Origin of the sequence: Streptococcus australis ATCC 700641, assembly GCF_000186465.1 — a bacterium.
Lineage (GTDB): Bacteria > Bacillota > Bacilli > Lactobacillales > Streptococcaceae > Streptococcus > Streptococcus australis.
In genome coordinates this window covers 1,264,941-1,291,854 of sequence record NZ_GL636091.1, presented here as the reverse complement: position 1 = coordinate 1,291,854, position 26,914 = coordinate 1,264,941, and the positions used below count along the sequence as shown (strand labels likewise).

Here is a 26,914-nt window from a genome sequence, read left to right as displayed (position 1 = left end):
TCCAACCAAGCTTTAGCCTTGAAAATAATTAAACCACGATTACTCAACACCGAGTATCCCTGAACGTATTCTTTTTCATGCACCAATATATTATAATAATCCTTATCCAATAGTAAGGCTGACAAACTAGCATCTTCATCAAAATGTAAGGGGATTTCTCTCCCCTCCTTTTTTAATGGGTATTCTGGTAAAATACTAAATAATTCAATCATAGAAGGAAAGTCAGGTTTATTTGTTGTAAATCGAAATAGCTGTGCTTTTTCATCCTTCTGACTTCCTTGATATTCTCCCAATTCTAAAAAGTGATTCAAGGTATCATAAAATTCCTTATTTTTTAATTCATCAATGATTACCATATCATAATCTTTTGTTGTCCGACTTTTAAATCCTTGCGAGTCCAATACAATAGAGGTTGCAGTCCCTCCAATCAAAACATAATAGTCTTGAAAATTCGCAAACATTTCTTGAAAAATAGCTTTCGTATTAGCTGGCATCATCTTCTCCTAGATACTGTAATATATTACTTTTTAGTACTTCAATCTCTTCCTCTACACGTGGATCATCATCATCTTTTAAGGTCAAATAAAGAGAAATAGGATCAACAAACTGTCTATCTTGAGTTTCTTTAAAATCGTTCCAAAATTCAGATACAAAAGGACTATATCGCCATATCTCCAATACCTTGCCTTCTAAAATATGCTGAGAAAGTGGCAAGGATAATTTATTGAATTGTCTCTGTGATATGACATAGCTACTATTTTCATCTGATTCAGCTAAAAAAGTCAAATAGGATAAAGCATAAGTACCACCGTATAAAAGCATAGAATCAGATTGTATCTTCTTTAGATCAAAATCTGACAACAAGAGCCGTTTTTTGATGGGATTAAATAAAAATGACTCGGATTTTAAGAATAATTCTTTTTTTGATGCAGTATATGTGTAAAGTTTATTTGGCTTGTTCAACCAATTTAAAGTTTTAAAAGTTCTCAAACACCTATAAATTGTTGAGTTTGGCAGTCCAGTTATCTGTGAAAGCAAATCAACATCTACTACTTTTTGACCTTTTGTCAATAAAAAGGCAATCCAAGTTAATTGTTCACTAGGTGTTAATTCCTTAAATACTTCAACATCATGATTAGCATTCAATGCTAATCCCAATGGAGGGAAGAAGAGATTCCCCTTGAAGTCTACAAAAGGAACTCTAGCTTGAAGGAGTTGTTTTTTTTCATTGTCTGATAGCTTTGAAAACACCAAAATAACATCCATGCTAGCTTTTCTACCTATAGTACGAGCTTGAGTAACAAATGAGTTTAAACTTCCTCTTCTCTTTTCTTTAATCAATAAAAATGACTCCTTATGAAACTTCATTTTGGCATATTGAAATCTTTTTTCAAAACTGATTGGTAAAGTTAAAGCTATTTTTTCAACACTTACATTAATATAAAACGATTGAAAAATAGAAATTATCTTTTTAAAATTCATTATTTTTTCCTTTTTATCATTATGTATGTATTTTATCATTTTAAATGATAAAATACAATTTTTTTGATAATAAAAAAATGACTTACATAAACTATAAGTCACCAAAATATTACAAAATTTCAAGTAAAGACTCTCTATTTCGTCGTATAAGTAAAATTCATAGCATTATCTGGTTGAGAAAACGGTCTGTCATCGACATTCATTTCCGATGCCAGAAATGAATCATTTGGATAGACCTTCTTGACAAAAGACACATGACCATATGGAACAAAGGTTCCATTACTACCACCGAAAAAGGAGATAATAACTTCAGCACTTGGACAGGTGGTTGCGTTCGTATGTGGGAACATATTAACAGACTTTTTAACGATAACATAAGATTATCGTTAAAAGAGTTTAACTCGACAAAATAGGCTTTACTTAAATGAAATCCACTCTTCCTTTGATAGACAGGTTATGTGTTCTGTGCGAAGAACACCTTCCAATGCACACGGAACGTTCTCTTTTGTATGATGATAACGGAAACCACATTTTTCCTGAACTCTCTGTGACTTTGTATTGCCGTCAAAATAACCGCACCACAATTTCTCCAGATTCAGGCCATCAAATCCATGGCTCATTATCTCACGAACTGCTTCTGGTATCAGACCCTGACCCCAATACGGAACTCCTATCCAGTAACCAATCTCCGCATCAGCATCAGGAATACCTATATTACTTGCAGAACCGAGCATCAATCCGATGCTGCCCACTGGTTGCATGGTTTCTTTTAAAACGATGGCGTATGTCTCAGGTGCGGAAAAAACACTTTTTATAATCTCTCTGCTGTTTTCAACACTAGTATGTACAGGCCAACCTGCAATCGGACCAACCTCTGGATGACTAGCATATTGAAATAAATCATTGGCATCTCTTTCTTCCCATGGGCGAAGAATAAATCTCTCCGTTTCTAAAATCATTTTTCTCTCCTTAAATTCCATCTGTTTATAAAATTTCTTCAGATGAAAGTTTTTACGATTTCACCAGCAAACATACTACCTCAGCGGTTCGCTATTACCGTATCGTTTCGTCATATACTCCTTACTCTACAACAGCTATCGCATGGGCAGATCATCTACTTCGCCGATGCCTCAGCTCGTACAAGCAGTGATACTGCCTCAACATGCATTGATGGTTACCACCTATACTATGAAACGAAATAATCGTAGTCGAAAGATTTGAATTAAATCATTAAACGGAACTTACCACAGTACTGTTAAGTTTACTGCCTTAAAGTGAAGATTATACAAGTTTGCAATATAAGTTGTAAATGGGAAAGTCTTTATAAGCTTCTTGCATATCTCCACTCATTTTTTTCCAATATAAATCAGCTTGTCTCCTAGTTCCCAGTAACACCGCAATACCAAAACAGATTTCTGCTTCAGTTTGATATTTAAGTAAAAGGGAATTTAACTTCTCTACATCAACATCTGAAAGCTCTTCTTGTCTTTGTTTTAACTGTAGATGATTAATCATAGTTCTAGGTTTATCATGCGAATGAGCGATATTCCAATCAGATAGCTGATTTGCCCACTTCAATAATTCAAGCTTTTTATTTGTTTCTTCAATCTTGTCGTAGGCTGATATAATTCTAACCAAAGTATCATTGGCATCTATCTTAGAACCTGTCGTATCTAGCAAACGATTATATGAGGAAATTACCGCATCAAAATCACAATTATCAATTTGAACCCAATCATCAATTGAAAATAATTCAAATAACGAGATGTCCTCCGTATCATTAACAGCCTCATCGGTACTTCTGCACCAGGGGGTATCTTTAAAAATATTAATTAGATAACCATCCTTAGGAGTAGTTTGATGGTATAACAACAAAAAATGTAGATTTCCGACTCGGATATTCATTAATTTAGATTCATCAAAATTCAATGATACTTTTTTATTATTTATCAATCCATCTTCAAGTAATAAAAGATGACTACGAGATTTATTATCAAATTCTGATAACTCTAAAGGTTTAGTAATCCCTAATTCTTCTAGACTACTCTTTAACTTATTAAGTTCTTTCAACTCATTATTTAGATTAAGACCTTCTAGTTGCTTTAAATTTTCATTCTCGAAATCCAGTCTCTGTTCATCAATATAGATATAACCCTTCTCAGAAAATTCAATTAAGGATTGTGTATTAGAAATAGCATCTGGAAGTTTACTTGGTCTTTCATAAGAAAAAGAAAATTTTTTGTCGGTTCTTGAAAGGACACTGATAGAGAAACCTGGGCCAAATTTTAGTTCTACACTACCATCGGAATTACGGATTCTTTTCACATCTTTGAAAATTTGATTCTCACCTATTTTTATAACTAAATCTGTATTCTCTAAGATACTTGCTATTTCAATACTGTTTGCTACTGGAATTTCTATACCTGTCGCTTCATCAAATACATATGGAAATATCTCATGTTTTCTTTGATAATTGAAAACACTCGTTGGTGAAGAACCCCTAAAATAAAATCTGAATTCCTTGTCTTTCGGAATACTCTCTATTAAATGATTGTTTTGTTGGAAAAAACTAAACTGTTTCTTTCTGTGATCTAAAAAATCTAAAAGAGTAGGGTATAGTTCAGCCTCTTCTAAATCATAGATATCAAGAGTAATTTTTTGCTGAGTTCCCGGTTTAATATCTTTATGTTTTAGAATTTTTTTCACTGTGACAGGAAGAATAGACTTGAAACATATTTTTCTTAATTCATTATTATCACTAATAAATACTACAAATAAAACCGCGCCACCTTCAGATTGATATGCCTTCAAGTCCGTGATATTCATATCAAATTTATTTAATCTTGTTTTTCTCGTTGAGGATTTAACTTGAACTGGAACAGTACCTAAAATATCTGACTTGCTGCTTGAGTTTTCTTTTAATACATGGATACTACCATCCCATATAGGTGTTCTGTCATTTGTAGTTATATAGGATTGCAAACATTCATTTTTATTTATCAGAAGATTGAGATAATCTATGCCAAGGGATTCAATTTTTGCACTATTAGCCATTATAACTCCTCAATCAAGTATATTTTTGCAAATTTACCTTCTTTAATTATATCATACATTTATAGAAAAGCCTGAGAATGGCATTGAAAGAATACTGAGAAAAAGCTTACATATCTGATTAATACAAAAAGGCCATAGCTAGAGTACCTCCTCTCTTATCTATGGCCTTATAAATTATCTTCGGTTCCTTCTAAAAAATTAACGGTGATGTTACCGTCCTCTCCTAGACTAATCTTCTCAAGTACCTAATACATCTTTCTTCCATTGAATTCTTCCTGATCACCGCCTAGCAACTCCTCCAATTGAGTCGCATGGTACCTCTACAGTTTTTGTTCTTCGCTAAAATTATGCCACCTCTCTTATAGCGTTTCCTTATTTTTAAGAAGAAACTATAAGGCTCCACTGGAGGTCTGCTGCAGTATTTCTTCATCAATATAGTGCTTTGTACACCTCAACCAAAGCTAAAAAAGCCACTGTTTCCAGTGACTACATAAAACTTTTCGCTAAAAGGTTCTAGACTTTCACAAGCAAAGCTACACATTCCACGTGATGCGTTTGCGTGACTCAAAAGGTTCAGTGAACCTTTTGAGGATTAACTGCGTTTTGCCAACAAGCTCATACACTCGGCGGTTCGCTGTTGCCTTATCGTTTCGTCGTAAACTCCTTACTCTACGACAGCTATCCCATGGGCAGATCATCTACTTCTACTTCGCTGATGCCTCAGCTCGTACAAGCAGTGATACTGCCTCAACATGATGCGTTTGCGGGACTCAAAAGGTTCAGTGAACCTTTTGAGGATTAACCGCGTTTCACCAACAAGCTTACACACTCGACATGATGCGTCTGCGGAAAAAGATCAACCGGTTGTACTTTCTTCAATTCGTATCCCAATTCTTGATAGAGTTTGATATCACGCGCCATGGTTGCGACATTACAGGAGATATAGGCGATGCGGTCAGCTCCTGTTTGGGCGCTTGCTTTGATAAAGCTTTCGGTCAAGCCCTTGCGTGGTGGGTCAACTAGGATGGCGGTTGGTTGGATGCCTTCCTTGAGCCAATTCTTCATGGCATTTTCAGCTGTGTCACAGACATAGTGGGCATTGGTGATATTGTTTAACGCAGCATTCTTCTGGCTATTCTCCACAGCTTCAGGGATGACTTCTACCCCATAGACTTCCTTGACATGCTTGGCAACTGACAAGCCAATGGTCCCAATTCCGGAGTAGGCATCAATCACCACATCCTCTTCTTTTAAGTCCGCAAAGTCAATGGCTGTTTGATAGAGCTTCTCTGCCATTTCTGTATTGACCTGGTAAAAGGCTGGTCCAGAGATTTGGAAATCATTACCCAACATTTGGTCGGTAATATAATCTTGGCCATAAAGCGTACGCCATTCTTTCCCAAAAATAGCATTGGTATTTTGGTCGTTAATGTTTTGCATGACAGATTTAATGACTGGGAATTGCTTGATCAACTGCTCGATCAACTGGTCCACACGGAAAATCTTGGGACGAGTGGTGACCAAAATGACCATAATTTCTCCAGAATGATGGCCACGACGAACAACAAGGTTACGAATCAAGCCAGACTGTTCCTTCTCATCATAAGGCTTGAGATCAAAACGACGAATCAAATCCCGAAGAGCCAAGACCACTTGGTCAATGACTGGATCTTGGATGTAGAAATCTTCGATCGGCATCAAATCATGAGAGTTCTTCCGAAAGAAGCCAGTCTCGACCTGACCATTGACACGACGAACAGGGACTTGGGCCTTGTTGCGGTATTGGACAGGATGGTCCATTCCCAAGGTCAGGGGTACTTCCATATCAGATATACCTGCCATTTTATATAGACTATCCTTGACCTGCTTGGCCTTGAATTTTAATTGCTCGGTATAAGCTAGGTGGCCCAAGTCGGCAATCCCTGTTCGCAAGTAAGCCAGGTCTAGTTCTTCATTACGATAAGGGGATTTTTCTAGGTACTCCTCTACTTTTCCGTAGCCAATCTTTTTGTTGACTTTAAGCACGAGCATGCGGATGACTTCTCCTGGCAGGGCATTCTCCACAAAAAAGACCAAGCCATCGACCTTAGCCACTCCTGCTCCTTCGTGGGTCAAATCAACAATCTCAACGTCTACAATTTCATTTTTCTTTACCATGGTGTTCAATCTTTCTACAAATTAAAAGGGATGGAGTTTTCAAAACTCCTATCCCTTAATTATATCATCTTAAACCCATTTGGGACAATTTCTTTTTATAAGCATCAAAATCCACTAAGAGACCTTGACCGCCATACATATCATAGGCATCGACCCAATCACCATTTTCTGGAATAGTAATGCGTTCAATCCCCTTGCTGGCACTTCCAACTAAGCCAATCCCATTTGTCAATAGGAAGGAGAAGGGTACATTGGTAGAGGTCATAGCGAAGACCTTTCCTAGTGCTTCAGATCCAGTAAAGAGCTTGGTTGGATCCTTGATTTGGTGAACAATGGCAGACATAACTTCTTGTTGGCGTCTCGTCCGGCCAAAGTCGCCCTCATCATCCTTACGGAAACGAGCATAGTTGAGGAGGGTACGGCCATCCATCCGTTGTTTTCCGACCTTAATGGTCTGATTCGGAACGACCCCATCCTTCATATTCAAGTCATCAGGAACTTCAACCTCAGAAACGGTTTCACCATCAATGGTGGAAAACTGAGCATTCATCTCCACCCCGTTAGGGAAGAGGGTATCAATGGCTGTCGCAAAGGTTTGGAAATCGACCATGGCATAGTATTGGATATCAATGTCAAAGTTATCCTTGAGCATCTGACGGACCAATTCCGCCCCTTGGTTGTTATTCTGCTCTCCAATGGTAAAGGCAGTATTCAGCTTCTGGTCATAGTAATCTTGATATTCTGGATCTGTTTGCTGGCTCACGCCATCAATATGTACCAGAGTATCCCGCATGAAGCTGACCAGTTTCACCTTGCCGTCCTTGTTGTTGACATTGACGACCATGATAGAGTCCGTTCGCGTCTCAGACGAGCTTTCCCCTATTCGACCATCTGTTCCCAAGATCAGGATATTGACCCCGTCTTTGGTCTTCTGACCGTTGAAATACTCTTTAACAGCTGGTTGGGCGTTGGTCCCACCAGGTTTGCTATTCAAGCCTTTGAGAAACATAAAGACCATTCCACCAAGGACCAATAAGAAGAAGATGGCTATCCATTTTAAAATACGTTTGAAGCGAATCTTTCTTCCCTTCTTACGTTTGGGAAGAGTGGCTACGTCCTCTCGATTCTTTTTATTGGTTTTAGGTTTGTCCTTCCGGCTACGTGATGGATAGACTGGTAATTCGTCAGAATTGTCTTCTCCTCTGCTTGAAGGAACAACTGACTCTTCTGCTCTTGCTGAAACGGGATCATCTTGGAATCGTCCCTCTGATTTATTTTTTAAATACTTGTATTCCAACTGCTCTTTTTCATTCAGGTAATGGTAGTTGGAATAAAGATAATCCAATCTCTTTTGTTCATGATAGGATAGGCTTTCTGATTCTCTACTCATACGTTCTCCGTTTCATTGTCGTTTAGTACATAGACCAAATAGTGGCCCAAGGTTTTGATGGATGCTCCTAGGTATTCCAGTTCTTGATAGGCAGAAGCAAACAGTGATTCATCAGCATCCACCACATCGATAATAAAAAAATACTCCCCTAGGGCCGTCTTTAAAGGACGACTTTCAATTTTTGTTAAATTTAATTCTCTTGAAGCAAATGTAGATAGGGCCTGGCATAAGGAGCCCGCAATATTACTTGGTAAGGTAATAGCCAAACTATCCTTGCAGGCAGCTTTCTTCAGTGAGTGACTGCCTTCAAAAGGTCGCTGACCAAGGATCCAAAAGCGGGTGAAATTTTGATCCATCTCTTGAATATTGCTGGCCACCACTTCCAGACCATATTCATCCTTGGCCTCTAAAGGCGCAATGGCTGCGATAGGAAGTTCCGGATGTTGAGAGACATATCGAGCTGCATAGGATGTCGAAGTTGTCATCTCCAGTCTGGCTTGAGGGAAATGCTCCTGGACATAGGCTTTCCCTTGGGCTAAAGCTTGTGGATGCGAATAGATCACTTCAATGGCTTGATCCTGCTTAACTGCCAAGAGTTGTTGCTTTATGGGATAGACTACTTCTGCGATAGCCTGAAAATGAGCCTGGTGAAAGAGGTAGTCAATCGTCTCATGAACACTGCCTTCGATAGAGTTCTCAACAGGTATGACCGCATACTCTACTTGAGCGGATTCATAAGCTTTGATCACTTCTGTGATAGACCCGTAAGGGCATAATGTCGCGTCTTCAAAACTTTCAAGGGCAACATGATGGGTAAAGGATCCCTTAGGACCGAGATAAGCTACAATCATTGGATCATCTCCACAATTTCTTCAGGTGTCTTATCAGCAACATCAATCACATGTGTGGCTACTTCTTCATATAAGGGCAGACGTTGTTCATACAAGGTACGAAACTCTTCTTGGCTCTTATCAAGAAAGAGAGGGCGCTTAGTTACAGGATCAGTTGCCAGTCGTTGATAGAGGTGATCAAAATCAATCCGCAAATAAATATTACAAGGGTTCTTTTTGAGGAGCTCGCGATTTTCTGGCTTCAGGACAATGCCACCACCAGTTGCAATGACAGAGCTCTCTTGATTAAGTAACTCTTGCAATAAAAGTGACTCTTGCAAGCGAAAACTCTCCTCACCATAGCGGGTAAAATAGTCAACAATCGGCATTTCTAAGCGTCGAACTAAGAGTGCATCCATATCAGCAAAAGCTGGATCCAACAAACGACTAATGGTCGTTTTCCCTGCTCCCATAAAGCCAAGTAGTATTTTAGGCATGAGACACCTTTTCTAAGTCTGCAAAGAAGGAAGGGTAACTGGTATTAATTGCTTCAGCACGCGCAAGCTCCACTTCACCATCGCTTACAAGCAAGGCTGCGATAGCTCCCATCATGCCGATCCGGTGATCGCCAAAGGTTTGTAGACTAGCACCATGCAAAGGCGTTTTCCCTTCAATGATCATACCATCCTCTGTTGGAGTGATGGAAGCTCCCATGGCATTTAGACTATCCGCCACGACTTGAATGCGATCCGTTTCTTTAACTTTTAATTCTTCAGCATCTTTGATAATGGTTTTCCCAGAAGCTTGGGTTGCCAAAAGAGCAATGATTGGAAGCTCATCAATCAAGCGAGGAATCAGATCACCTGAAATTTCAGTTCCATGGAGGTCTGAAGTCTCTACGACAAGGGTCGCAGCTTTAGCAAGTGGATCAAGATCCAAGATTTGAAGCTTGCCACCCATTTTTTCAATAACCTCTAGGATACCTGTACGAGTTTCATTGATCCCGACATTCTCCAGACGAATTTGACTATTAGGAACAATCAAACCAGCTACCAACCAAAAGGCTGCACTGGAAATATCACCTGGTACCGTCACCTCACAGGCTTGGAAGCTTTGAGGCCCACGTAGGCGAATTTCTTTGTCCTTCACGCTGATCCGGCCACCAAACTGCTGAATCATATCTTCGGTGTGGTTTCGTGTCAGTTCTTTCTCTAGAATGACTGACTCCCCTTCTGCTTGCATGGCAGCAAATAGAAGAGCTGACTTGACCTGAGCAGAGGCTACGGGTAATGAATAGTGGATTGGTTGTAAGTCTTTTGTTCCATGAAGATGAAGTGGCAACATGTCTCGCTCTGTTTGCCCCTGAACAGTGACTCCCATCTCTCGAAGAGGGATCGCCACCCGATCCATTGGTCGTTTTGATAAGCTGTCATCTCCAACCATGGTGACTGGGAAGGGACTTCCTGCTAAGACACCCGCTATCAATCGAGTAGAGGTGCCTGAATTCCCCATATCCAGATCATTCTTAGGTTGTTGAAAGGCTTCGAAGCCTTTCCCCTCAATGGTGATCACTTGACCATCATCTTGGATAGAGACGCCTAGGTCCCTAAATACTTGAATAGTGGATAAGACATCTTCACCACGTAAGATATCATAGACCTTAGTGGTTCCATGCGCAAGGCTACCAAAGATAATCGAACGATGACTGATTGATTTATCCCCTGGAACACGAATAATTCCATTTAAACCCTTACAATTCGTTTGTAATTTCATGGCTTACCCCTTCAAGCTTTTCTAAAAATTTTACCATAAAAAACAGCCATTTTCAATGTTCACTTGGAAGGACCCGCAAGATGGGATAGAAAAAGAGGCTGGGACAAAAGTCCTAGCCTCTCATTTGTCTTTGGATTTTCGAGCAAGACGCAGTGGTTGAGCGGGCTCTACTACGCTGATTTCATCAGCTTTTACAGCCCTACTCAACTGTGCGGAGGTGGGACGACGAAATCGAATTCTAACGAATTAACGATTTCTGTTCCACTCTCTCTCCCTTATTTAAATAAATCTTGAACTGGATCAAAAATAATCCGTTCAATATCTCCTAGATAAACTGATAGTTGCTGTTGTTTGGTGAAAAATTCATTCACAATTGGGTTTCCTTGTAATTTTTCAGCAAATTCTTGCATTTTCTTTTGTTGGTCTTCAGTTGGCATTTGTCCAGACTGGATAACTCCATGAATTTCTTGTTGGAAAACGAGATAGTCTCCGAATAACGCTTTTGCATCGGCATCGGCATCAATGGCTTCCTTACTAGCAAGAACAGCTTTGTATTCTGGTAGGTCACGAATTCCTCGAGACAACTCATTAGCTACATCATAAATATTTGACATGTGATTTCTCCTTAACGATTTGGTTTCATTCTATTATACAAAGATTATCTGATATCTTGTATTAGAAACTGATATTTTAATTAAAAATCCTACTTGGGACCTATTTGATTACCACACTATAATCTGTTTGTTCAGTGATCAGGGCTTCAGCCCGCGCTTGATCCGCAGCTGTCTTGAAGGAAATCTGGAGAATCCCATAGACATCTTCCCGATTTTCTTCATTGATATGAATATTAACCAAGGAGGTACCGCGAAGCAACTCCAATATCCGAAGGATGACATCTTCTTCGTCTGGGACATCCACAAAAATATCGAAGGTGCTTTCCACCCCACCACGTTTGTGGATCTGCATGTGCTGGCGTTCCTCTCGACTCTGATCAAAGAAGGACCAGATCGCCTCTTCTTGCCCTTGGCGAATCATGTCGGCAACTTGGTCAAGACGATGCTGAAAATCGGCAATCCGATCAAGAACAGCAGATGGATTGGACAGTAAGATAGAGGTCCACATGCTGGGCTCACTCTCCGCAATCCGCGTCATATCACGAAATCCTCCTGCAGCAAAGCGACCTGCTAGGCTGTGCTCCTCTGTATAAGCAGCTGCTTGTCCCATAAGGGTTGCAGCCAATACATGAGGAAAGTGGCTGATTTGAGAAGTGACTCGATCGTGTTCAATAGGATCCACCTCGATGAAACGTGCTCCAATCCCTGAGAGCAAATCCTTCATTTCCAAAATAGCGCTGGGATCCGTCGCCACTGTTGGAGTAAAAATGTAATAAGCATTTTCAAAGAGGGTGGAATCTGCAGAGGCAGCCCCTGTCTTGTGACTCCCCGCCATGGGATGCCCACCGACAAAACGGACTGGGAGATGGTTAAAAGCTTCTTGACCTGCTTTTACAATCGCCCCCTTGGTCGAACCCACATCCGTTACAATAACCCCTTCTTTCAGTGGTATGTTTGCCAATTGCTGAAAGGTTTGAATCGTTTGCTTCACAGGTAAGGAGACAATGATGACATCTGCTTGAGAAGCAAATTCTTCAAGATCTGCCGTCACCTTATCAACAATCCCCTTCTTCAAAGCAATATCCCGTGAGGCTTGACTGCGATTATACCCTAATAGGGTTACCTGAGGATGGGCTTTCCGGATCCCCATAGCTAACGAAGCTCCAATCAGTCCTAGACCGACGATATAAACAACCTTTTCTTCCATCTATTTCTCCACTTAGAAAGCCTTGGTATAGGCCCGATGACGCTCGACAGCTTCTTTCAATTCCTCTAGATTATCAGAAGAGAACTTGTCTAAGACTTCTGTGGCTAAGACCGTTGCCACCACAGCCTCCATGACAACTCCTGCAGCTGGAAGTGCTGTTGGGTCACTCCGCTCCACTGTTGCCTTATATGGCTCATGGGTTTCAATATCGACACTCATGAGGGGCTTATAAAGGGTCGGGATTGGTTTCATAACCCCACGGACAATAATTGGCTCTCCATTGGTCATGCCCCCTTCAAATCCGCCCAGATGATTGGTTCGACGAGTATAGCCATCTTGCTCAGACCAGAGGATTTCGTCCATGACCTGACTACCCTTGAGACGACCTGCTTCAAAGCCTAAACCAAACTCAACTCCTTTAAAGGCATTGATGGAGACAACCCCTTGAGCAATCTTGGCATCTAATTTTTTGTCCCATTGGACAAAAGAGCCCAGACCGACAGGCACACCACCTACAATGGTTTCAACGATCCCTCCGATGGTTTCTCCTTCTTTCTTCACGCTATCGATATAGGCCTTGATTTCTTCTTCTCGCTCTCGATTGACGATGGAAACCTCGGATTGGGCGACCGCTTCTTTGATTTGGGATACCGTCAGATTTTCTGGAACGTCTACTTCGATGCCACCAAAATTAACGATGTGGCTAGCTACTTGAATCCCGATTTCTTCTAATAACCGTTTGGCTACTGCACCAACTGCAACTCGCATAGTTGTTTCCCGAGCCGATGACCGTTCCAAGGAGTTACGCAAGTCATCGAAGCGGTACTTGATCCCACCGACCAAATCAGCGTGGCCTGGACGAGGTTTAGTAATTTTCCGAAGCTCTTTTTTCTTTTCTTCCACATCACTGACAGACATGATCTCCAGCCATTTTTGATGGTCTAGATTGGTGACATGCAAGGCGATGGGCCCTCCCATGGTCAATCCATGGCGAACTCCGGAGGTGATCTCGACCTGATCGTTTTCAATCTTCATCCGTGCTCCACGACCGTAGCCACCTTGGCGACGTCTTAACTCAGCATTGATAAAATCAGCCGTCAAAGGTAGTCCTGCAGGCACTCCTTCAATAATGGCTGTTAGTCGTGGTCCGTGTGATTCTCCTGCTGTTAAATAACGCATGGTATCTCCTTTGTCGGTTTTCTAGTTTAAGAAGTCTCTCATTTCTTCCAATGGGACTGGATGAATCTGACAAGTCCCAATTTCTGGTACCAAAACGAGGTTCAACTGATTGCCCCTCGCCTTCTTGTCCAAGGTCAAGGCCTGATAAAGTTCTTGTTTATCCCAACTGTGGAATTCTACTGGTAAGCTAAATTTTTGGCACATTTGGCGGATAGCCTGCGTTAACCCTGCTTGAACCAATCCCTTAGCTTCTGCCACCTTAGTGACTTGCACCATTCCAATCGCTACGGCTTCTCCGTGCATGACCTGACCATAACCTGCTGTTGCTTCGATCGCATGACCAAGGGTATGACCAAAATTCAGGTAAAGTCGAATGCCCTGGTCTAGCTCATCTTCGACGACCATCTTGCGCTTAACTTGACAGGAATGGGCAATCAGGGATTCTGCATGGTCATAGATAGACTCGATGGAGCCATCCATCCCTTCTAATTCTTCCCATAAGGCTGGATCCTCAATGAGTCCATACTTGATAACTTCTCCCATCCCCTCTATCAACTCCCGCTGACCAAGGGTTCGCAGCACTTCAGGATCAATCAAAACTCCATCAGGTTGGGCAAAGGTTCCCACCATGTTCTTAGCATAGAGTGTGTTTACTCCAGTCTTACCTCCGATTGAGGAGTCAACTTGAGCTGTCAAACTAGTCGGAACTTGGACGAAATGAATCCCACGCATGTAAGTGGAAGCTACAAATCCAGCAAGATCACCGACAACACCACCCCCAAGAGCAAGGATGCCATCTGATCGCGTCATGCCATTCTTCGCTAAGAATTCATAGACTTTTTGAACGGTTGTCAGATTTTTACTGGCTTCTCCTTCTAGGAACTCATAGCTAACCACTGTAAAACCTTTACTTTCAAGGATTTTCACAACCTGACTTGCATATAGAGATCCCACATGGTTGTCTGTTATGACTGCTACTTTTTGAGCTTTCCATAATTGACTGAGCCAGGTTCCAACCTTTTGGATTGCGCCATTCTCAATGACAATCTCATAACCATTCTTTGGCAGATCAACATTCACCTTCATAAGGATCTCCTTTCAAATCCATGTGAAAAAGATTACAATTTCACTATTGTATAAAAATAGAAAACAGAGGCTACTTAACTAAGTTTTTCTGTTTTCTAACATCATTTTTCTAATACATAATCCGGGTATTCCAATTTCAAGGCTTGCCAGACTTCCTTCTCTGGGAATGTTTTGTCCGTCATCAGTTCAAAGGCTAGGCCAGCTTGATGAAACAGCATTCCCAGGCCATTTACCGTTTGCACCTCTTGTTCTTCAGCTAATTGAAGAAAAGGTGTCTTGGCAGGAAAATAAGCTAAATCAGCCACTAGACATCCTTTAGGAAAGTTAAAGTCCTTAGGAACTGGAAGAGAAACCCCGTCCATTCCAAGTCCTGTAGCATTGATCAATAAATTCGTCCCCTCTATCGTTGCATTCAACTGATCCCGACTGGATAAGTCATGCAGGACAATTGAAAAAGCAAGAACTTCAGATAGTGGAGAAAAGATAGCTTGATACTTGGTTAAACTTTCTGGACGAACAAACAAATGTATCTCTCCAACTCCTTGCCGAATAGCTTCTACGACGATGGCAGTTGCTGCCCCACCTGCTCCTAAAAGAACCATTTTTTTCTTGTCAATAGAAAAATTCTTAGGGAGACTCTTCAGAAAACCAAGTCCGTCTGTGTTGTATCCTGTTAAACGACCATCTTTCTGAACAATTGTATTGACCGAACCAATAAGTTGCGCGCTTCCATCTACCTGATCTAAAAATGGCAAGACCTTTTTCTTATAGGGCATGGAAATATTGGCCCCCAACATATCCAGTACTCGTAACTGTTGAAGACTTTGTGCAACTTCATCTTCTTCCACTTCCCAAGCAAGATAGACCGCATTGGTAGCGGTTAGTTGGTAAGCATGATTGTGAATAAAGGGAGAGATACTATGACGAATGGGCTTGGCAATGACAGCCGCCATTCGCGTATAGCCATCAATCTTCATCTAAGATCTCCCGAATCTTGTGCATGCTGGACAAACTGATTTGACCTGGTGCACTTTCCTCCCCTACACTGGCATAGGACCAAACCGAACCAGTTAAATCGGCAGCAATGCGAGAGATTCGGCCAATTTTCCCCATAGAAATGGTAACGAACTCTTGTTCTGGATTCAGCGTCTTAAAGCCACGTGTATAGTTCATCAAATCAAGAACATCCTGCTCGGTATGAGCCATCACAGATACCTTGACCAATTTTGGTGTAAAGCTGGTTAATTCTGACATAATCTCCATCATGTTTTCAGGTGTTTCCTGGAAATTATGGTAGCTTAAGCAAAGATTGGAATAATCCATCATCTGATTAAATTCGGCCTGATGACCAAAGTACTCAAAGTCGACATAGTCTGGATGATAGATGTTGTTGATATCATGGATAAGGGCTACGTACTCTTCACCAGAAAGGTCAATTTCACCTCCCTGCTCCCGTGTCCGCAACGTAAATAAAATCTCACGACCGGCAAATTTTTCAAAGATGGCAGGCGCAACTTGTAAGATATCATGTTTGTCCAAATAATCCGCACGCCATTCAATGACATCTGCATCCTGATAACGACTGGCATCAATGGCCTGTGCTTCTTCAAAATTTCTTGGCATTACAGAAACGACTAATTTCATTGATCCACCTTAATTGTAAAAACTTTCAAGTAATTACTACTTTCTTCATTTTCATTGTATCGAAAATCAGCTGGAAGTCCTACTTCACTGATATAGCGATGTTTTTGGCCTTTGAAGCCCTTTTCAATTTCTTTTTTAAATTTATCTCGACTGACATTAGCAGCGTTGGTACTTGCAATCAAAATCCCTTTTGGATTTAAAATCTCTAGGGACTGCTCAATCAGTTTGTGATAATCCTTCGCAACAGAGAAGGTACGCTTCTTATTGCGAGCAAAACTCGGCGGATCTAAAACGATCACATCATAAGTCAAGGCATGACGCTTGGCATACTTATAATAATCAAAAACGTCCATGACAATAAAGCGGTGCTGGTCCAATTCTAGACCATTTGCCACAAAATGAGCTTGGGATAGTTCCCGACTACGCTTGGCAAGATCGACAGAAGTTGTTTCTACAGCTCCTCCCATGGCAGCTGCTACCGAAAAAGCCGCTGTGTAGGAAAACATATTGAGTAAGGATTTACCTGCAGCTAAGCCATCTACTAAGCTAGCACGCACATCATGTTGGTCCAAGAAAATCCCTGTCATCAAGCCATCATTCAGAAAGACTTGGTAACGAACTCCATTTTCCAAAATACAGAAGGTCTCTGGAGCTTTTTGACCAAATAGATGAGCCGACTCATAACCTGGATCCTTAAAGCGGATTTTTTCATATCCTCCCAAGACTTCGGGAAAAACCTCTTGAAAAGCCACAACAAGCAGCTCTCGGATTTGATAGACAAAGGCATTGTAAATGGAAAAGACGGCATAATCTTCATAGAGATCAATCGTTAAACCACCAAATCCGTCGCCTTCTTGATTAAAAATTCTAAAAGCAGTATCCAATTCCGACTGATAATAAGACTGACGTTTTGACTTAGCCTCAGCAAATAAATGACTAAAATAGGCCCGATCCAAGGTGATTTTCTTCGTAGAAATCACCCAACCAAGCCCCTTGTTTTGCTCGGAAAGGTAGGCTGTTCCCAAAAAATGCCCCGAAGCTGTGACCAGCTCGACGACCTCATTATCAAAGGGGAGTTGCCCGAAATCAATCTTCTCTAAAATCTTATAACCTTTATGGATTTTTTTCTCGACTTGTCGGTTAATTGTCAGCTTTCTCATACCTTATATTATATCAAATTTTTGGAAATTTCACAAAGTCTCCTACCTAAAAATGCGACTTATACGGAAGATTTGAAACTCCTATTTGACATTCCTCCTACTTTTGTTGACTAATTGTTTCATCATCTCAGACTTAAGAGTTTTGTCCCGAATTAAACACTTGCTTTATTTTCAAAACGTTTTAAATTATGGTATACTGTTGTAAGAAAATTTTTAGGAAATAAGGCAAGGAAGTATATTTTTGTGAAAAAAATTACCAAAACGATACTCGATGCTATGAGTACCAGACTAGGATTTGTCTTTACCCTACTGATGCTTTATTGGTTTAAAACCATGTGGGCCTATACAGTAGACTTTAATCTAGATATTCAAGGCTTTTATCAGGTTTTTCTCGCAGTGATCAACCCGATTCCACTTAGCCTCTTATTCATCGGTCTCGCTTTTTATATTAAGAGAACCAAACTCTTTTATTTGCTATCTTTTAGCATCTATGTCATTTTATTTATCTGGTTGATATCCAACTCGATTTATTATCGTGAGTTTACAGACTTCGTAACAGTCAATACCATGCTAGCCTCTAGTAAGGTTTCTGCTGGTCTTGGAGCTGCAGCCTTAGAATTGTTCCGACCTTGGGACATCATCTATGTTTTAGACTTCCCGATTCTAGCTTTCCTCTTTTTAAAGAAATTGGTCAAACTAGATCCCCGTCCTTTTAACAAGCGGGCAAGTTTTGCAGTCACCTCTCTCTCTGCTATGCTCTTCTCTGCCAACCTTTTCTTGGCGGAGATTGACCGTCCGGAATTATTAACGCGTGGATTCTCCAATTACTATGTGGTTCGTGCACTTGGCTTGCCAGCCTTCCTAGGTTACAGTGCCAACCAGACCTACATGGCCAATAAAGAACGCTCAAAGGCTTCTGAAGTAGATTTGAAGCCGGTTGAAGAGTATGTTGCTAGCCATTATGCTCAACCAAATCCAGAAACCTTTGGTCTTGCTAAAGGTCGTAATGTTATCTATATTCACTTGGAAAGCTTCCAACAATTCTTGATCGACTATAAATTGAAGGTTGACGACAAAGAATACGAAGTGACCCCTTTTATCAACTCGCTCTATCATTCAAATGAAACCTTTGCATTTGCCAATGTCTTTAACCAGGTAAAAGCTGGAAAAACATCCGATGCAGAGACGATGATTGAAACAGGCTTGTTCGGTTTGAACCAAGGTTCCTTTATGGTGAACTACGGTGGTACCAATACCCAGCAAGCAGCGCCTTTCATTCTTTCTAAGAATGGCTACCAATCCAGTGCTGTCTTCCACGGGAATGCCGGGAGCTTCTGGAATCGTAATACAGCCTATAAACAATGGGGCTACCATTACTTCTTTGATGCCTCATACTTTACCAAGCAAGATGATACCAACTCCTTCCAATATGGACTCAACGACAAGATCATGTTGAAGGATTCTATCAAGTACTTGGAACACATGCAACAACCGTTTTATACCAAGTTCATTACGGTTTCCAATCATTATCCTTATACGACAAGTTTGATCGGGGATGAAATTGGATTCCCTCTAGCTGAAACACAGGATGAAACAATTAATGGTTATTTCGCAACAGCCAATTATCTAGATTCATCCATTAAGGCCTTCTTCGATTATCTCAAAGCTTCTGGCTTATATGAGAACTCCATTATCGTTTTGTACGGTGACCACTATGGTATTTCAAACTCTCGGAATCCAGCTCTAGCTCCTTTACTGGATAAGAACTCGGAGACTTGGTCAAGTTATGACAATGCCATGTTGCAACGCGTGCCTTATATGGTAGTGATTCCAGGTATGAACAAGGGGAAAGTGATTGAAACTTACGGTGGTGAGATTGATATGCTTCCAACATTGGAACACTTGTTAGGAATTGATTCGAAGAACTTCCTTCAAGTCGGACAAGACTTATTATCTCCAGATCATAGTCAAATCGTTGCTTTCCGTTCATCTAACTACTTTGTGACCCCTGAGTATACAAGTTACAGTGGCCGGACTTATTATACGAAGACTGGTGAAGAAATCACCAATCCTGACGAAACAACGAAAGAACAACTCGATAAGATCCGTGAGGCAGCGAATCTACAACTCAAGATTAGTGATAGTATTCAGACTGGAGACCTCTTACGGTTCTATACAGGAAATAATCTTGGAAAAGTCAACCCAGATGACTACTCCTACAATAACTCGATGAAAGCATTGAAGAAAATAGAAAAAGAAAAAGGGGATGCATCAACCAGTCTCTATAGCCAAAAAGGCAATCAGTCAACGGTTGATCTCTTTAAGGCACCTAGCTACAAGGAACTCCATCCTGAACAGTTCAGTTCTTCTTCATCATCGAGTGAGGATTCTAGCTCAAGCAGTTCAACTTCATCTTCATCAGAAAAAAAATGAGAGTGGGACAGAAATCGGTAATTCGTTAGAATTCGATTTCGTCGTCCCACCTCCGCACAGTTGAGTAGGGCTGTAAAAGCTGATGAATTCAGCGTAGTAGAGCCCACTCAACCACTGCGTCTTGCTCGATAATCCAAAAACAATTGAGAGGCTAGGACTTTTGTCCCAGCCTCATTTTTTTGTTTATTTCTTCCATTCAAAGACGGAAGCTGTTAAATTCTCAACATAGAATGGCCGTTTGTTTCGACTATTTCCAACAAGAAGCTCCAGATGATCTGCGTTCTGGAGATAGAATGGAAGTCCACTGGTGTTAAAGATAACATAATAGTGTTTATCCCAATTTAATTCAAAGACAACAACACCACTGCCCATATCTGCTGTATGTACAAAGACATGTTGGTAGATTTCCTCATAAGATTCAAGCGACAAGGCAGGTAAGGTCTTCTTCAAATGAATCAATTGGCGAACATAGTCAATCGTATCCTTATTAACAGACACTAAATCCCAATCGACTTGGTTGACGGCATCTGGCGCATTATAGGAATTCATGGCCCGTTCTCGGTCTTGAGGAGTCACTTCCCCATCTTCACCCGTTGCAACCAACTTTGTTCGTAGAAACTCTTGTCCGACCTGCATAAAGGCCATCCCTTGGAAGAGGAGATTCATGGCTGTTGCCACTTCTACCTGCTTCTTAATTTTTTCCTGAGAGTCATTTGGATGGACATAAGAAAGTAAATCATAGAGGTTGTAGTTATCATGGGCCTCCACATAGTTGAGGACCTGACTTGGAGTTAGGAAGGTTCCCAACTCTGCACTTCCCAGAACTGACCTCGCAATGATGTCTTCTGTAGACTTCCGACTGACATAGCCTCGTTTGACAGAGCCAAAGACCTCAGCGCCCTTGATGGCATCTCGAGAGGTATCATTAAAGAAGCCAACTTCAGCCATTTGATAAGCATTGTCCTTCTTGGCCTTATCCTTTGGAGCCAAGCCTGTCCCCATATCCCAACCTTCTCCATAGAGGAGGATCCGTGGATCAATCGCATCCATGGCTTCACGGATTTCATTCATCGTATCCACATCGTGAATCCCCATCAAGTCAAAGCGGAAACCGTCAATCTTATATTCCGTTACCCAATGTGTCAAGGAATCAATCATGAACTTGCGATACATCTCATGCTCACTGGCTGTCTCATTTCCAACACCGGTACCATTTTGGAAGGATCCATCTGGATTCATTCGGTAATAATAATCAGGAACAGTTTTTTGAAAGGCACCATCTTCTGTCGAATAGATATGATTATAAACCACATCCATAACCACTGAGATCCCTGCTTCATGGTAGGCATGAATCATTTCTTTTAACTCGCGCATGGTGGTCTTAGGATCGTGAGGTTTGGTCGAATAACAAGTCTCAGGTGCTGAATGATTCTGTACATCGTAGCCCCAGTTGTAGAGGACCTTACCCTCGTCATCATAAGTCTTATAGCGGTCGGTAACTGGTTGCAGTTGCACCACATTAACCCCTAATTCCTTAATGTAATCAAAAGCAGTAGCATCACCATGAACATTCTTAGTCCCAGTCTGGTGAGCCCCTCTGTAGGTTCCTCGATAGGCTTCATCCACACCGGAAGTTGGAGAAATGGTCAAATCCCGGACATGCATTTCATAGATAACCGCCTGACAGGGATTATCCAGCCGCCAGTCAGCTTTCTCATAAGCTTCTGTTTGAAAGGCAGGGAAGATACGATCATGATGGGATAGAATAGCTGATTTTTTCCCATTTTCACTGGTAGCAATCGTATAAGGATCACGCGCAATCTCCGTATGGTAATCAAAATAAACCTTGTACTGATAGGCCAGTCCACTGAGGTTCCCCATGACATCCGCATACCAGACACCACAATTATTTCGAACATGGTCGCTAGATTCACGCTGGCCACGAACCATTGGGACAATCTTCCAAACCTTGCTGTCATTAGCGACAGAATCATAGATGAGGAGGTCTACTTTATTGGCAGTAGGTGCCCAGATTTTAAAGCGGTAATCATCATCCTGCTGGCGATAGCCCAACCATCCTTGGTATCCCCATTTGGCATCAAATTCCTGGTAATGAGTCGCCATATCAAAAGCATGTGGCTTCCGACGGCTGTATTCATGACTCGTCATGGCAGCCTGTAAGGAATAATAAACAGTATCATCCCCTTGAATTAGCCAGACTTCCCGCACATGCCCTTCAGGCAATAGTTCAATATGGTATTCATCTGACTGACTGATCCAGTTTCCTTCCTTGATGATGACATGGCCAAACCGTTGAGGTGTCTCACAGTTATAAACTAAGAGCCCTTCAACTCCAAAATAATCGAGCTTGGAGAAAGACACTTCCTCTCCCCAAACTCCTTCATGCCACTTCCACATATCACGTGCAAAATAATCGCCTACAGGATGATGGTAGTGGATTTTAACTTGATACTGATGCATCTTATTGTATTTCCTATTTCCTAACTAAGAAGAAACTAACATTGCCCACTCTCAGCAATGATTCACCATTATTCTTCTAATTTATATTCCGAATGGACCAAAGCATCGTCATTAATTTCATCGATGTTGGCAAAAAATTCTAAGTGATTGTGGAAGACTTCCAGTTCCACCGGTGTATCTCCACCGTATTCACCATCTAAATTGATCTTGAACTCTTCTTTCTGATCCAAAACTTCAATCTTCAATTTAGAGGTTTTGAGGTATTCAATATTTGAATCATTGACATGTTTTCCACCATTGACAGCTTGCATAATCAAAGACAACATATCAAATAATTTAGCGGTTTTCACTAAAATTAAAGTGAAATTTCCATCATCAAGTTTAGCATCTGGTGCCACGCTTTCAAAGCCACCAATCGAATTGGTCAAAGCCACGAACACAAGAGAAACTGGTCCAACATAGACCCCATTGTCGTGTTCAATTCGTACCTTGCGAGTTTTATTTTTAGGGAACTTCTTCACTGCTTCGGCCACATAAGCAAAATAGCCATAACGCGACTTCACCTCACTCGGCACACTAAAGGTCAATTCAGATAAGGTCCCTGCAGCAGCAATATTGATAAAATATTTACTGCCATAAGCACGACCAATATCCATTTGAATGGTTTGATTCTTCTCAATGATCCGTGCAGCTGCAACTGGATCCCCCATTGGAATCTTCAGAGCACGTGCGTAATCATTGGTTGTTCCCGTAGGGATAAAAGCCATTTTTGGACGGTGTTCAAGACTAGCAACCCCGTTGACCACCTCATTAATGGTCCCATCTCCCCCAGCAGCAATGATCAAATCAAAACCGGCTTTTGCAGCCCGTTCTGCTTCTAATTGAGCCGATAAGGGCTCAGGAGTGGTCTGATAGGCACTTGTTTCGTAGCCCACATCTTCTAACACATCCAAGACTTCTGCGATGTTCTTTTTAATGATTTCCTGACCAGAGGTCGGATTATAAATCACTCGTGCTTTTTTAATCTTATTTTCCATACATGCCTCTATAAACTTTCAAGCCAGGCTTCATCCTGTATTTCAATCGATAACTCCTGAGCTTTGCTTAATTTACTTCCCGCATCGCTACCTGCAACTAATAGGTCTGTATTCTTGGACACGGAGCCTGTGACTTTTGCCCCTAAGGCTTCTAATTTAGCCTTAGCTTCAGAACGTGTTAGACGTTCCAGTTTACCTGTTAAGACAACTGTTTTACCAGACAATGGTGCATCTGCTGCGACCTTTTGTCCCAGGTAATCTAAGTTTACCCCAGCATCCTTAAGCTCTTCTAAAAGAAGTTGAGAGCCTTCCTGAGCAAAATAACGCTTAAGACTTTCGGCAACCACCATTCCTAAACTGTCTATCGCTGCAATTCTTTCTACTTCTGCTTCTGCTAAAGCTGGAATGGAATGAAACTCTTGGAGCAAGAGCTGGCTAGCCTTACTTCCTACATGACGAATTCCCAGTCCAAACAATAGTTTTTCAGCAGAATTCCCCTTAGACGCCTGAATAGCATCAATTAACTTCTGGGCAGATTTTTCTTTAAAGCCATCCAATTGTAAGAGATCATCCACGGTCAGGCGATAAATACCTGCTACATCTTGAACCAGTTCTTTAGAAAACAGTTTTTCAACCACTGCTGGCCCCAAGCCTGTAATGTTCATGGCATCACGGCTAGCAAAGTGAGCGAGTCCTTCTTTTATTTGAGCCGGACAGCGGGGATTGATACAACGCAAGGCTACTTCATCTTCAAAATGAAGCAGCTCGCTCTGACAACTCGGACAGTGACTTGGAATCTCCAATCGCTCTTCCGATACTCGTTTATCCATGACAACACGCAAGACAGCTGGAATAATATCCCCTGCTTTATAGACAATGACGGTATCGTCTTTGCGAATATCTTTCTCAGCAATGTAATCTACATTATGAAGGGTAGCCCGACTGACCGTCGTACCTGCTAACTGAACTGGCGTCAAATTAGCCGTTGGTGTCACCACTCCTGTCCGACCAACTGTCCAATCAACTGACAAGAGTTTTGCTTCCTTCTCCTCAGCTGGGAATTTGTAAGCCACTGCCCATTTGGGAGCCTTGACGGTAAAGCCTAGTTCTTCCTGAATAGCTAGATCATTCACCTTAATCACGACCCCATCGATATCATAAGGAAGTTGGTCGCGCATGGCTGCCACTTCTTGAATATAGGCCCAGACTTGCTCGATACTAGTCACTGTCTTGTGATGAGGATTGACAACAAAACCGAGTCGTTCTAATTTAGCTAAGACCTTCTCTTGACTCGTTTGGTCAGTTGGACTCGCTTCTTGATAGAGGAAGGTCGCGAGTTTTCGCTCCGCAACAATCTTCGTATCCAACTGTCTAAGAGTACCAGCTGCTGCATTCCGAGGATTCGCAAACTCTGCTTCCCCATTTTCTTGGCGAGACAAGTTAACAGCATCAAAAGATGCACGGGGCATATAACATTCTCCGCGAACTGTTAAAGTAAGAGGTTCTGGCAAGACTAGAGGAATATCGCGAACTCGCTTGAGGTTCTCAGTGATATTTTCTCCAATGCTCCCATCCCCCCGTGTAGCACCCGTTTCAAGAACTCCTTCGACATAAGAAAGTGAAATAGACAGGCCATCAATTTTTAATTCACATACATAGGTGACAGCAGGGAATTCTTTGCGAACCCGTTGATCAAAGGCCACTAATTCTTCATAAGAAAAGGCGTCCTGCAAGCTATAAAGTGGGTAAGTATGCTGGTATTTTTCAAACCCTTTAAGAATCGTTCCTCCGACTCGATGGGTTGGGCTGTTGGGCTGGACCAACTCCGGATGGGCTTCCTCTAACGCGACCAATTCCCGATAGAGTTTGTCGTACTCATAATCCGATACGGACGGAGCATCTTTTGTATAATATTCTTCTGCATAGTGATTCAGGAGTGTCACTAGCTCTTTCATTCTGGTTTCCATATCCCTATTTTACCATAAAAACGCTTTACTGGGGCCTTTCTGACTACTTCACTAGCGAAAAAATATCGTTTTTCAGAATAAATCGGATGTGGGCATGGCATCAAAAAAAGAGGCTGGGACAAAGTCCTAGCCTCTCAATTGTCTTTGGATTATCGAGCAAGACGCAGTGGTTGAGTGGGCTCTACTACGCTGATTTCATCAGCTTTTACAGCCCTTCTCAACTGTGCGGAGGTGGGACGACGAAATCGAATTCTAACGAATTACCGATTTCTGTCCCACTCTCTAGTGGATTATTGAGTCAAATCAATTCGTTGGGCAATCTTTTTGATCAAAATAGCTCCGACAATCAGGGAAGCAAATTCACCCAAACCAGTTGTCAACCAATTCAAGAAGAATGGTGTTTTGTTTAAGATATGCAATTCTAAGGCAATCGTAAACATAGAGAGGGCAAAGAAAATTGAGAATAAGAAATGATCCTTGCGAATCCATCCATTAAAGAGATCTGTCTTTTCATAGCGTTTAAAGAGATATACTCCAAGTGTAACGAAGACCAAAGTAGATCCACCACCAACGACCACGTCGACAATCCCATAACTCAAAAAGTTAGAAATCATACACCCAATTGTCACCGACCAAATATATTTCCGATTATAGAAAGCCATGAAATTGAGCATTTCAGAGACACGGAATTGGATCTCATTGCTTCCGATGGCATTCAATGGGGGAGTAATGGTCAAGGCCACATAGAGAGCTGCAACTAGGGCAATCTGTGCCAAGTCACGAACAGTATAGTTTTTCATCGTTTTCTCCTTTAGCGGTTTTCCCGCATCTAATATGCTTGGTGAAAGAAGCTAAGCACCAAGGGTTGATCTTTGCTAATGAAACCCATCTAATAGAGTTGCATGCGACAAATCAACTTTATAAGTATAGCACAAATAAGGGAATTATGATAGACTAATTGTATGAAAAAACTAGTCCATCGAATCTTTAATAATGAAATTTTAGCCTACCTGATCTTTGGTGTTGCTACAACGATTGTTTCTGTTGCTACTCGGCTGATTGTTTTCCAACTGACAGACCAGGAACAACTAGCTACCTTGATTGGAAATATTGCCGGCATTCTCTTTGCTTTTGCTACCAATGATACTATTGTCTTTAAACAAGAAAGAAAAGGCTGGTTTAAACGGTTAATTGTCTTCACTTTCGCTAGAATGGGTACTCTGATTCTGGATCTCCTAATGACCACAATCTTTGTGACCCAGTATCCGCAAATCATTGGTCAGTTTGTCAACATGAATCGGACGGCTATCAATACCATCGAAACCTTTGCTGCCCAATTTATGATTGTCATTTTGAACTATGTTTTCAGTAAACTTTTTGTCTTCCGAAATAAGAAGTAACTTCCGTGAAAAGCCAAAAA

Annotated in this window: 22 protein-coding genes, 1 pseudogene and 1 riboswitch; of the genes and pseudogenes, 2 read left to right on the top strand and 21 right to left on the bottom strand. The window is 41.3% G+C overall.

Annotated features, from left to right (window positions below):
- Positions 1 to 29: 29 nt before the first annotated feature.
- The 17 genes and pseudogenes from HMPREF9421_RS11000 to HMPREF9421_RS05815 all read right to left on the bottom strand — a co-directional run.
- Positions 30 to 494, bottom strand: a pseudogene (locus HMPREF9421_RS11000) (hypothetical protein); the annotation flags it as partial.
- The gene (locus HMPREF9421_RS05890) at positions 484 to 1,482 is read right to left on the bottom strand and encodes a hypothetical protein (protein ID WP_006597126.1); all 999 of its coding nucleotides are present in this window, start codon (positions 1,480 to 1,482) and stop codon (positions 484 to 486) included. The pseudogene HMPREF9421_RS11000 and the gene HMPREF9421_RS05890, both read right to left, overlap by 11 nt.
- A 134-nt stretch (positions 1,483 to 1,616) precedes the next feature.
- Positions 1,617 to 1,832, bottom strand: coding sequence for a CHAP domain-containing protein (locus HMPREF9421_RS05885; protein WP_006596088.1), 216 nt, complete (start codon positions 1,830 to 1,832; stop codon positions 1,617 to 1,619).
- 66 nt (positions 1,833 to 1,898) lie between these two features.
- Positions 1,899 to 2,441 (bottom strand): GNAT family N-acetyltransferase, encoded by a 543-nt coding sequence (locus HMPREF9421_RS05880; RefSeq protein WP_197708611.1) that lies wholly within the window; start codon positions 2,439 to 2,441, stop codon positions 1,899 to 1,901.
- Between the two features lie 322 nt (positions 2,442 to 2,763).
- A complete protein-coding gene (locus tag HMPREF9421_RS05875; RefSeq protein ID WP_006596086.1) occupies positions 2,764 to 4,536 on the bottom strand; it encodes a hypothetical protein in 1,773 nt (590 codons plus the stop codon).
- A 798-nt stretch (positions 4,537 to 5,334) separates the two neighbouring features.
- Positions 5,335 to 6,693, bottom strand: coding sequence for a 23S rRNA (uracil(1939)-C(5))-methyltransferase RlmD (rlmD, locus tag HMPREF9421_RS05870; RefSeq protein WP_006596085.1), 1,359 nt, complete (start codon positions 6,691 to 6,693; stop codon positions 5,335 to 5,337).
- A 64-nt stretch (positions 6,694 to 6,757) separates the two neighbouring features.
- Positions 6,758 to 8,083: an LCP family protein gene (locus HMPREF9421_RS05865; RefSeq protein WP_006596084.1), complete on the bottom strand. Its 1,326-nt coding sequence runs from the start codon at positions 8,081 to 8,083 to the stop codon at positions 6,758 to 6,760.
- Positions 8,080 to 8,934, bottom strand: a complete 855-nt coding sequence (pheA, locus tag HMPREF9421_RS05860) for a prephenate dehydratase (protein ID WP_006596083.1) — start codon at positions 8,932 to 8,934, stop codon at positions 8,080 to 8,082. The genes HMPREF9421_RS05865 and pheA overlap by 4 nt, the downstream gene beginning before the upstream one ends.
- Entirely contained in the window at positions 8,931 to 9,410 is a 480-nt protein-coding gene (locus HMPREF9421_RS05855) for a shikimate kinase (protein ID WP_006596082.1), read from the bottom strand. The genes pheA and HMPREF9421_RS05855 overlap by 4 nt, the downstream gene beginning before the upstream one ends.
- On the bottom strand, positions 9,403 to 10,686 hold the full coding sequence (gene aroA / locus HMPREF9421_RS05850; protein WP_006596081.1) for a 3-phosphoshikimate 1-carboxyvinyltransferase: 1,284 nt from the start codon (positions 10,684 to 10,686) through the stop codon (positions 9,403 to 9,405). Before aroA ends, HMPREF9421_RS05855 begins: the two co-directional genes overlap by 8 nt.
- Before the next feature lie 275 nt (positions 10,687 to 10,961).
- Positions 10,962 to 11,300: a YlbF/YmcA family competence regulator gene (locus tag HMPREF9421_RS05845; protein WP_006596080.1), complete on the bottom strand. Its 339-nt coding sequence runs from the start codon at positions 11,298 to 11,300 to the stop codon at positions 10,962 to 10,964.
- A gap of 100 nt (positions 11,301 to 11,400) precedes the next feature.
- On the bottom strand, positions 11,401 to 12,507 hold the full coding sequence (locus HMPREF9421_RS05840; protein WP_006596079.1) for a prephenate dehydrogenase: 1,107 nt from the start codon (positions 12,505 to 12,507) through the stop codon (positions 11,401 to 11,403).
- A gap of 12 nt (positions 12,508 to 12,519) precedes the next feature.
- The gene (gene aroC, locus HMPREF9421_RS05835; RefSeq protein ID WP_006596078.1) at positions 12,520 to 13,686 is read right to left on the bottom strand and encodes a chorismate synthase; all 1,167 of its coding nucleotides are present in this window, start codon (positions 13,684 to 13,686) and stop codon (positions 12,520 to 12,522) included.
- Between the two features lie 21 nt (positions 13,687 to 13,707).
- Positions 13,708 to 14,772 (bottom strand): 3-dehydroquinate synthase, encoded by a 1,065-nt coding sequence (aroB, locus tag HMPREF9421_RS05830; RefSeq protein WP_006596077.1) that lies wholly within the window; start codon positions 14,770 to 14,772, stop codon positions 13,708 to 13,710.
- Between the two features lie 101 nt (positions 14,773 to 14,873).
- Entirely contained in the window at positions 14,874 to 15,749 is an 876-nt protein-coding gene (aroE, locus tag HMPREF9421_RS05825; RefSeq protein WP_006596076.1) for a shikimate dehydrogenase, read from the bottom strand.
- A complete protein-coding gene (gene aroD, locus HMPREF9421_RS05820) occupies positions 15,739 to 16,416 on the bottom strand; it encodes a type I 3-dehydroquinate dehydratase (protein ID WP_006596075.1) in 678 nt (225 codons plus the stop codon). Before aroD ends, aroE begins: the two co-directional genes overlap by 11 nt.
- Entirely contained in the window at positions 16,413 to 17,576 is a 1,164-nt protein-coding gene (locus HMPREF9421_RS05815; RefSeq protein WP_006596074.1) for a class I SAM-dependent rRNA methyltransferase, read from the bottom strand. The genes aroD and HMPREF9421_RS05815 overlap by 4 nt, the downstream gene beginning before the upstream one ends.
- Positions 17,577 to 17,819: 243 nt before the next feature.
- Here HMPREF9421_RS05815 and HMPREF9421_RS05810 point away from each other — a divergent pair, with 243 nt between their 5' ends.
- A complete protein-coding gene (locus HMPREF9421_RS05810; protein WP_006596073.1) occupies positions 17,820 to 20,009 on the top strand; it encodes an LTA synthase family protein in 2,190 nt (729 codons plus the stop codon).
- A gap of 183 nt (positions 20,010 to 20,192) precedes the next feature.
- Here the strand turns inward: HMPREF9421_RS05810 and pulA are convergent, their stop codons facing one another.
- The 4 genes from pulA to HMPREF9421_RS05790 all read right to left on the bottom strand — a co-directional run bounded on the left by pulA (position 20,193) and on the right by HMPREF9421_RS05790 (position 26,294).
- The gene (pulA, locus tag HMPREF9421_RS05805) at positions 20,193 to 22,490 is read right to left on the bottom strand and encodes a type I pullulanase (protein ID WP_006596072.1); all 2,298 of its coding nucleotides are present in this window, start codon (positions 22,488 to 22,490) and stop codon (positions 20,193 to 20,195) included.
- 68 nt (positions 22,491 to 22,558) lie between these two features.
- Positions 22,559 to 23,527 carry a diacylglycerol kinase family lipid kinase gene (locus HMPREF9421_RS05800; RefSeq protein WP_006596071.1) on the bottom strand — a complete coding sequence of 323 codons (969 nt, stop codon included), beginning with the start codon at positions 23,525 to 23,527 and terminating at the stop codon, positions 22,559 to 22,561.
- A gap of 8 nt (positions 23,528 to 23,535) precedes the next feature.
- The gene (gene ligA / locus HMPREF9421_RS05795) at positions 23,536 to 25,494 is read right to left on the bottom strand and encodes an NAD-dependent DNA ligase LigA (protein ID WP_006596070.1); all 1,959 of its coding nucleotides are present in this window, start codon (positions 25,492 to 25,494) and stop codon (positions 23,536 to 23,538) included.
- A 290-nt stretch (positions 25,495 to 25,784) separates the two neighbouring features.
- Complete coding sequence (locus tag HMPREF9421_RS05790; protein ID WP_006596069.1) at positions 25,785 to 26,294, bottom strand: QueT transporter family protein; 510 nt, start codon at positions 26,292 to 26,294, stop codon at positions 25,785 to 25,787.
- Positions 26,292 to 26,428, bottom strand: a riboswitch (PreQ1 riboswitch). (Overlaps the previous gene by 3 nt.)
- 28 nt (positions 26,429 to 26,456) lie before the next feature.
- Between HMPREF9421_RS05790 and HMPREF9421_RS05785 the strand changes: the two genes are divergently transcribed.
- Positions 26,457 to 26,894, top strand: coding sequence for a GtrA family protein (locus HMPREF9421_RS05785; RefSeq protein ID WP_006596068.1), 438 nt, complete (start codon positions 26,457 to 26,459; stop codon positions 26,892 to 26,894).
- Positions 26,895 to 26,914: the final 20 nt, after the last annotated feature.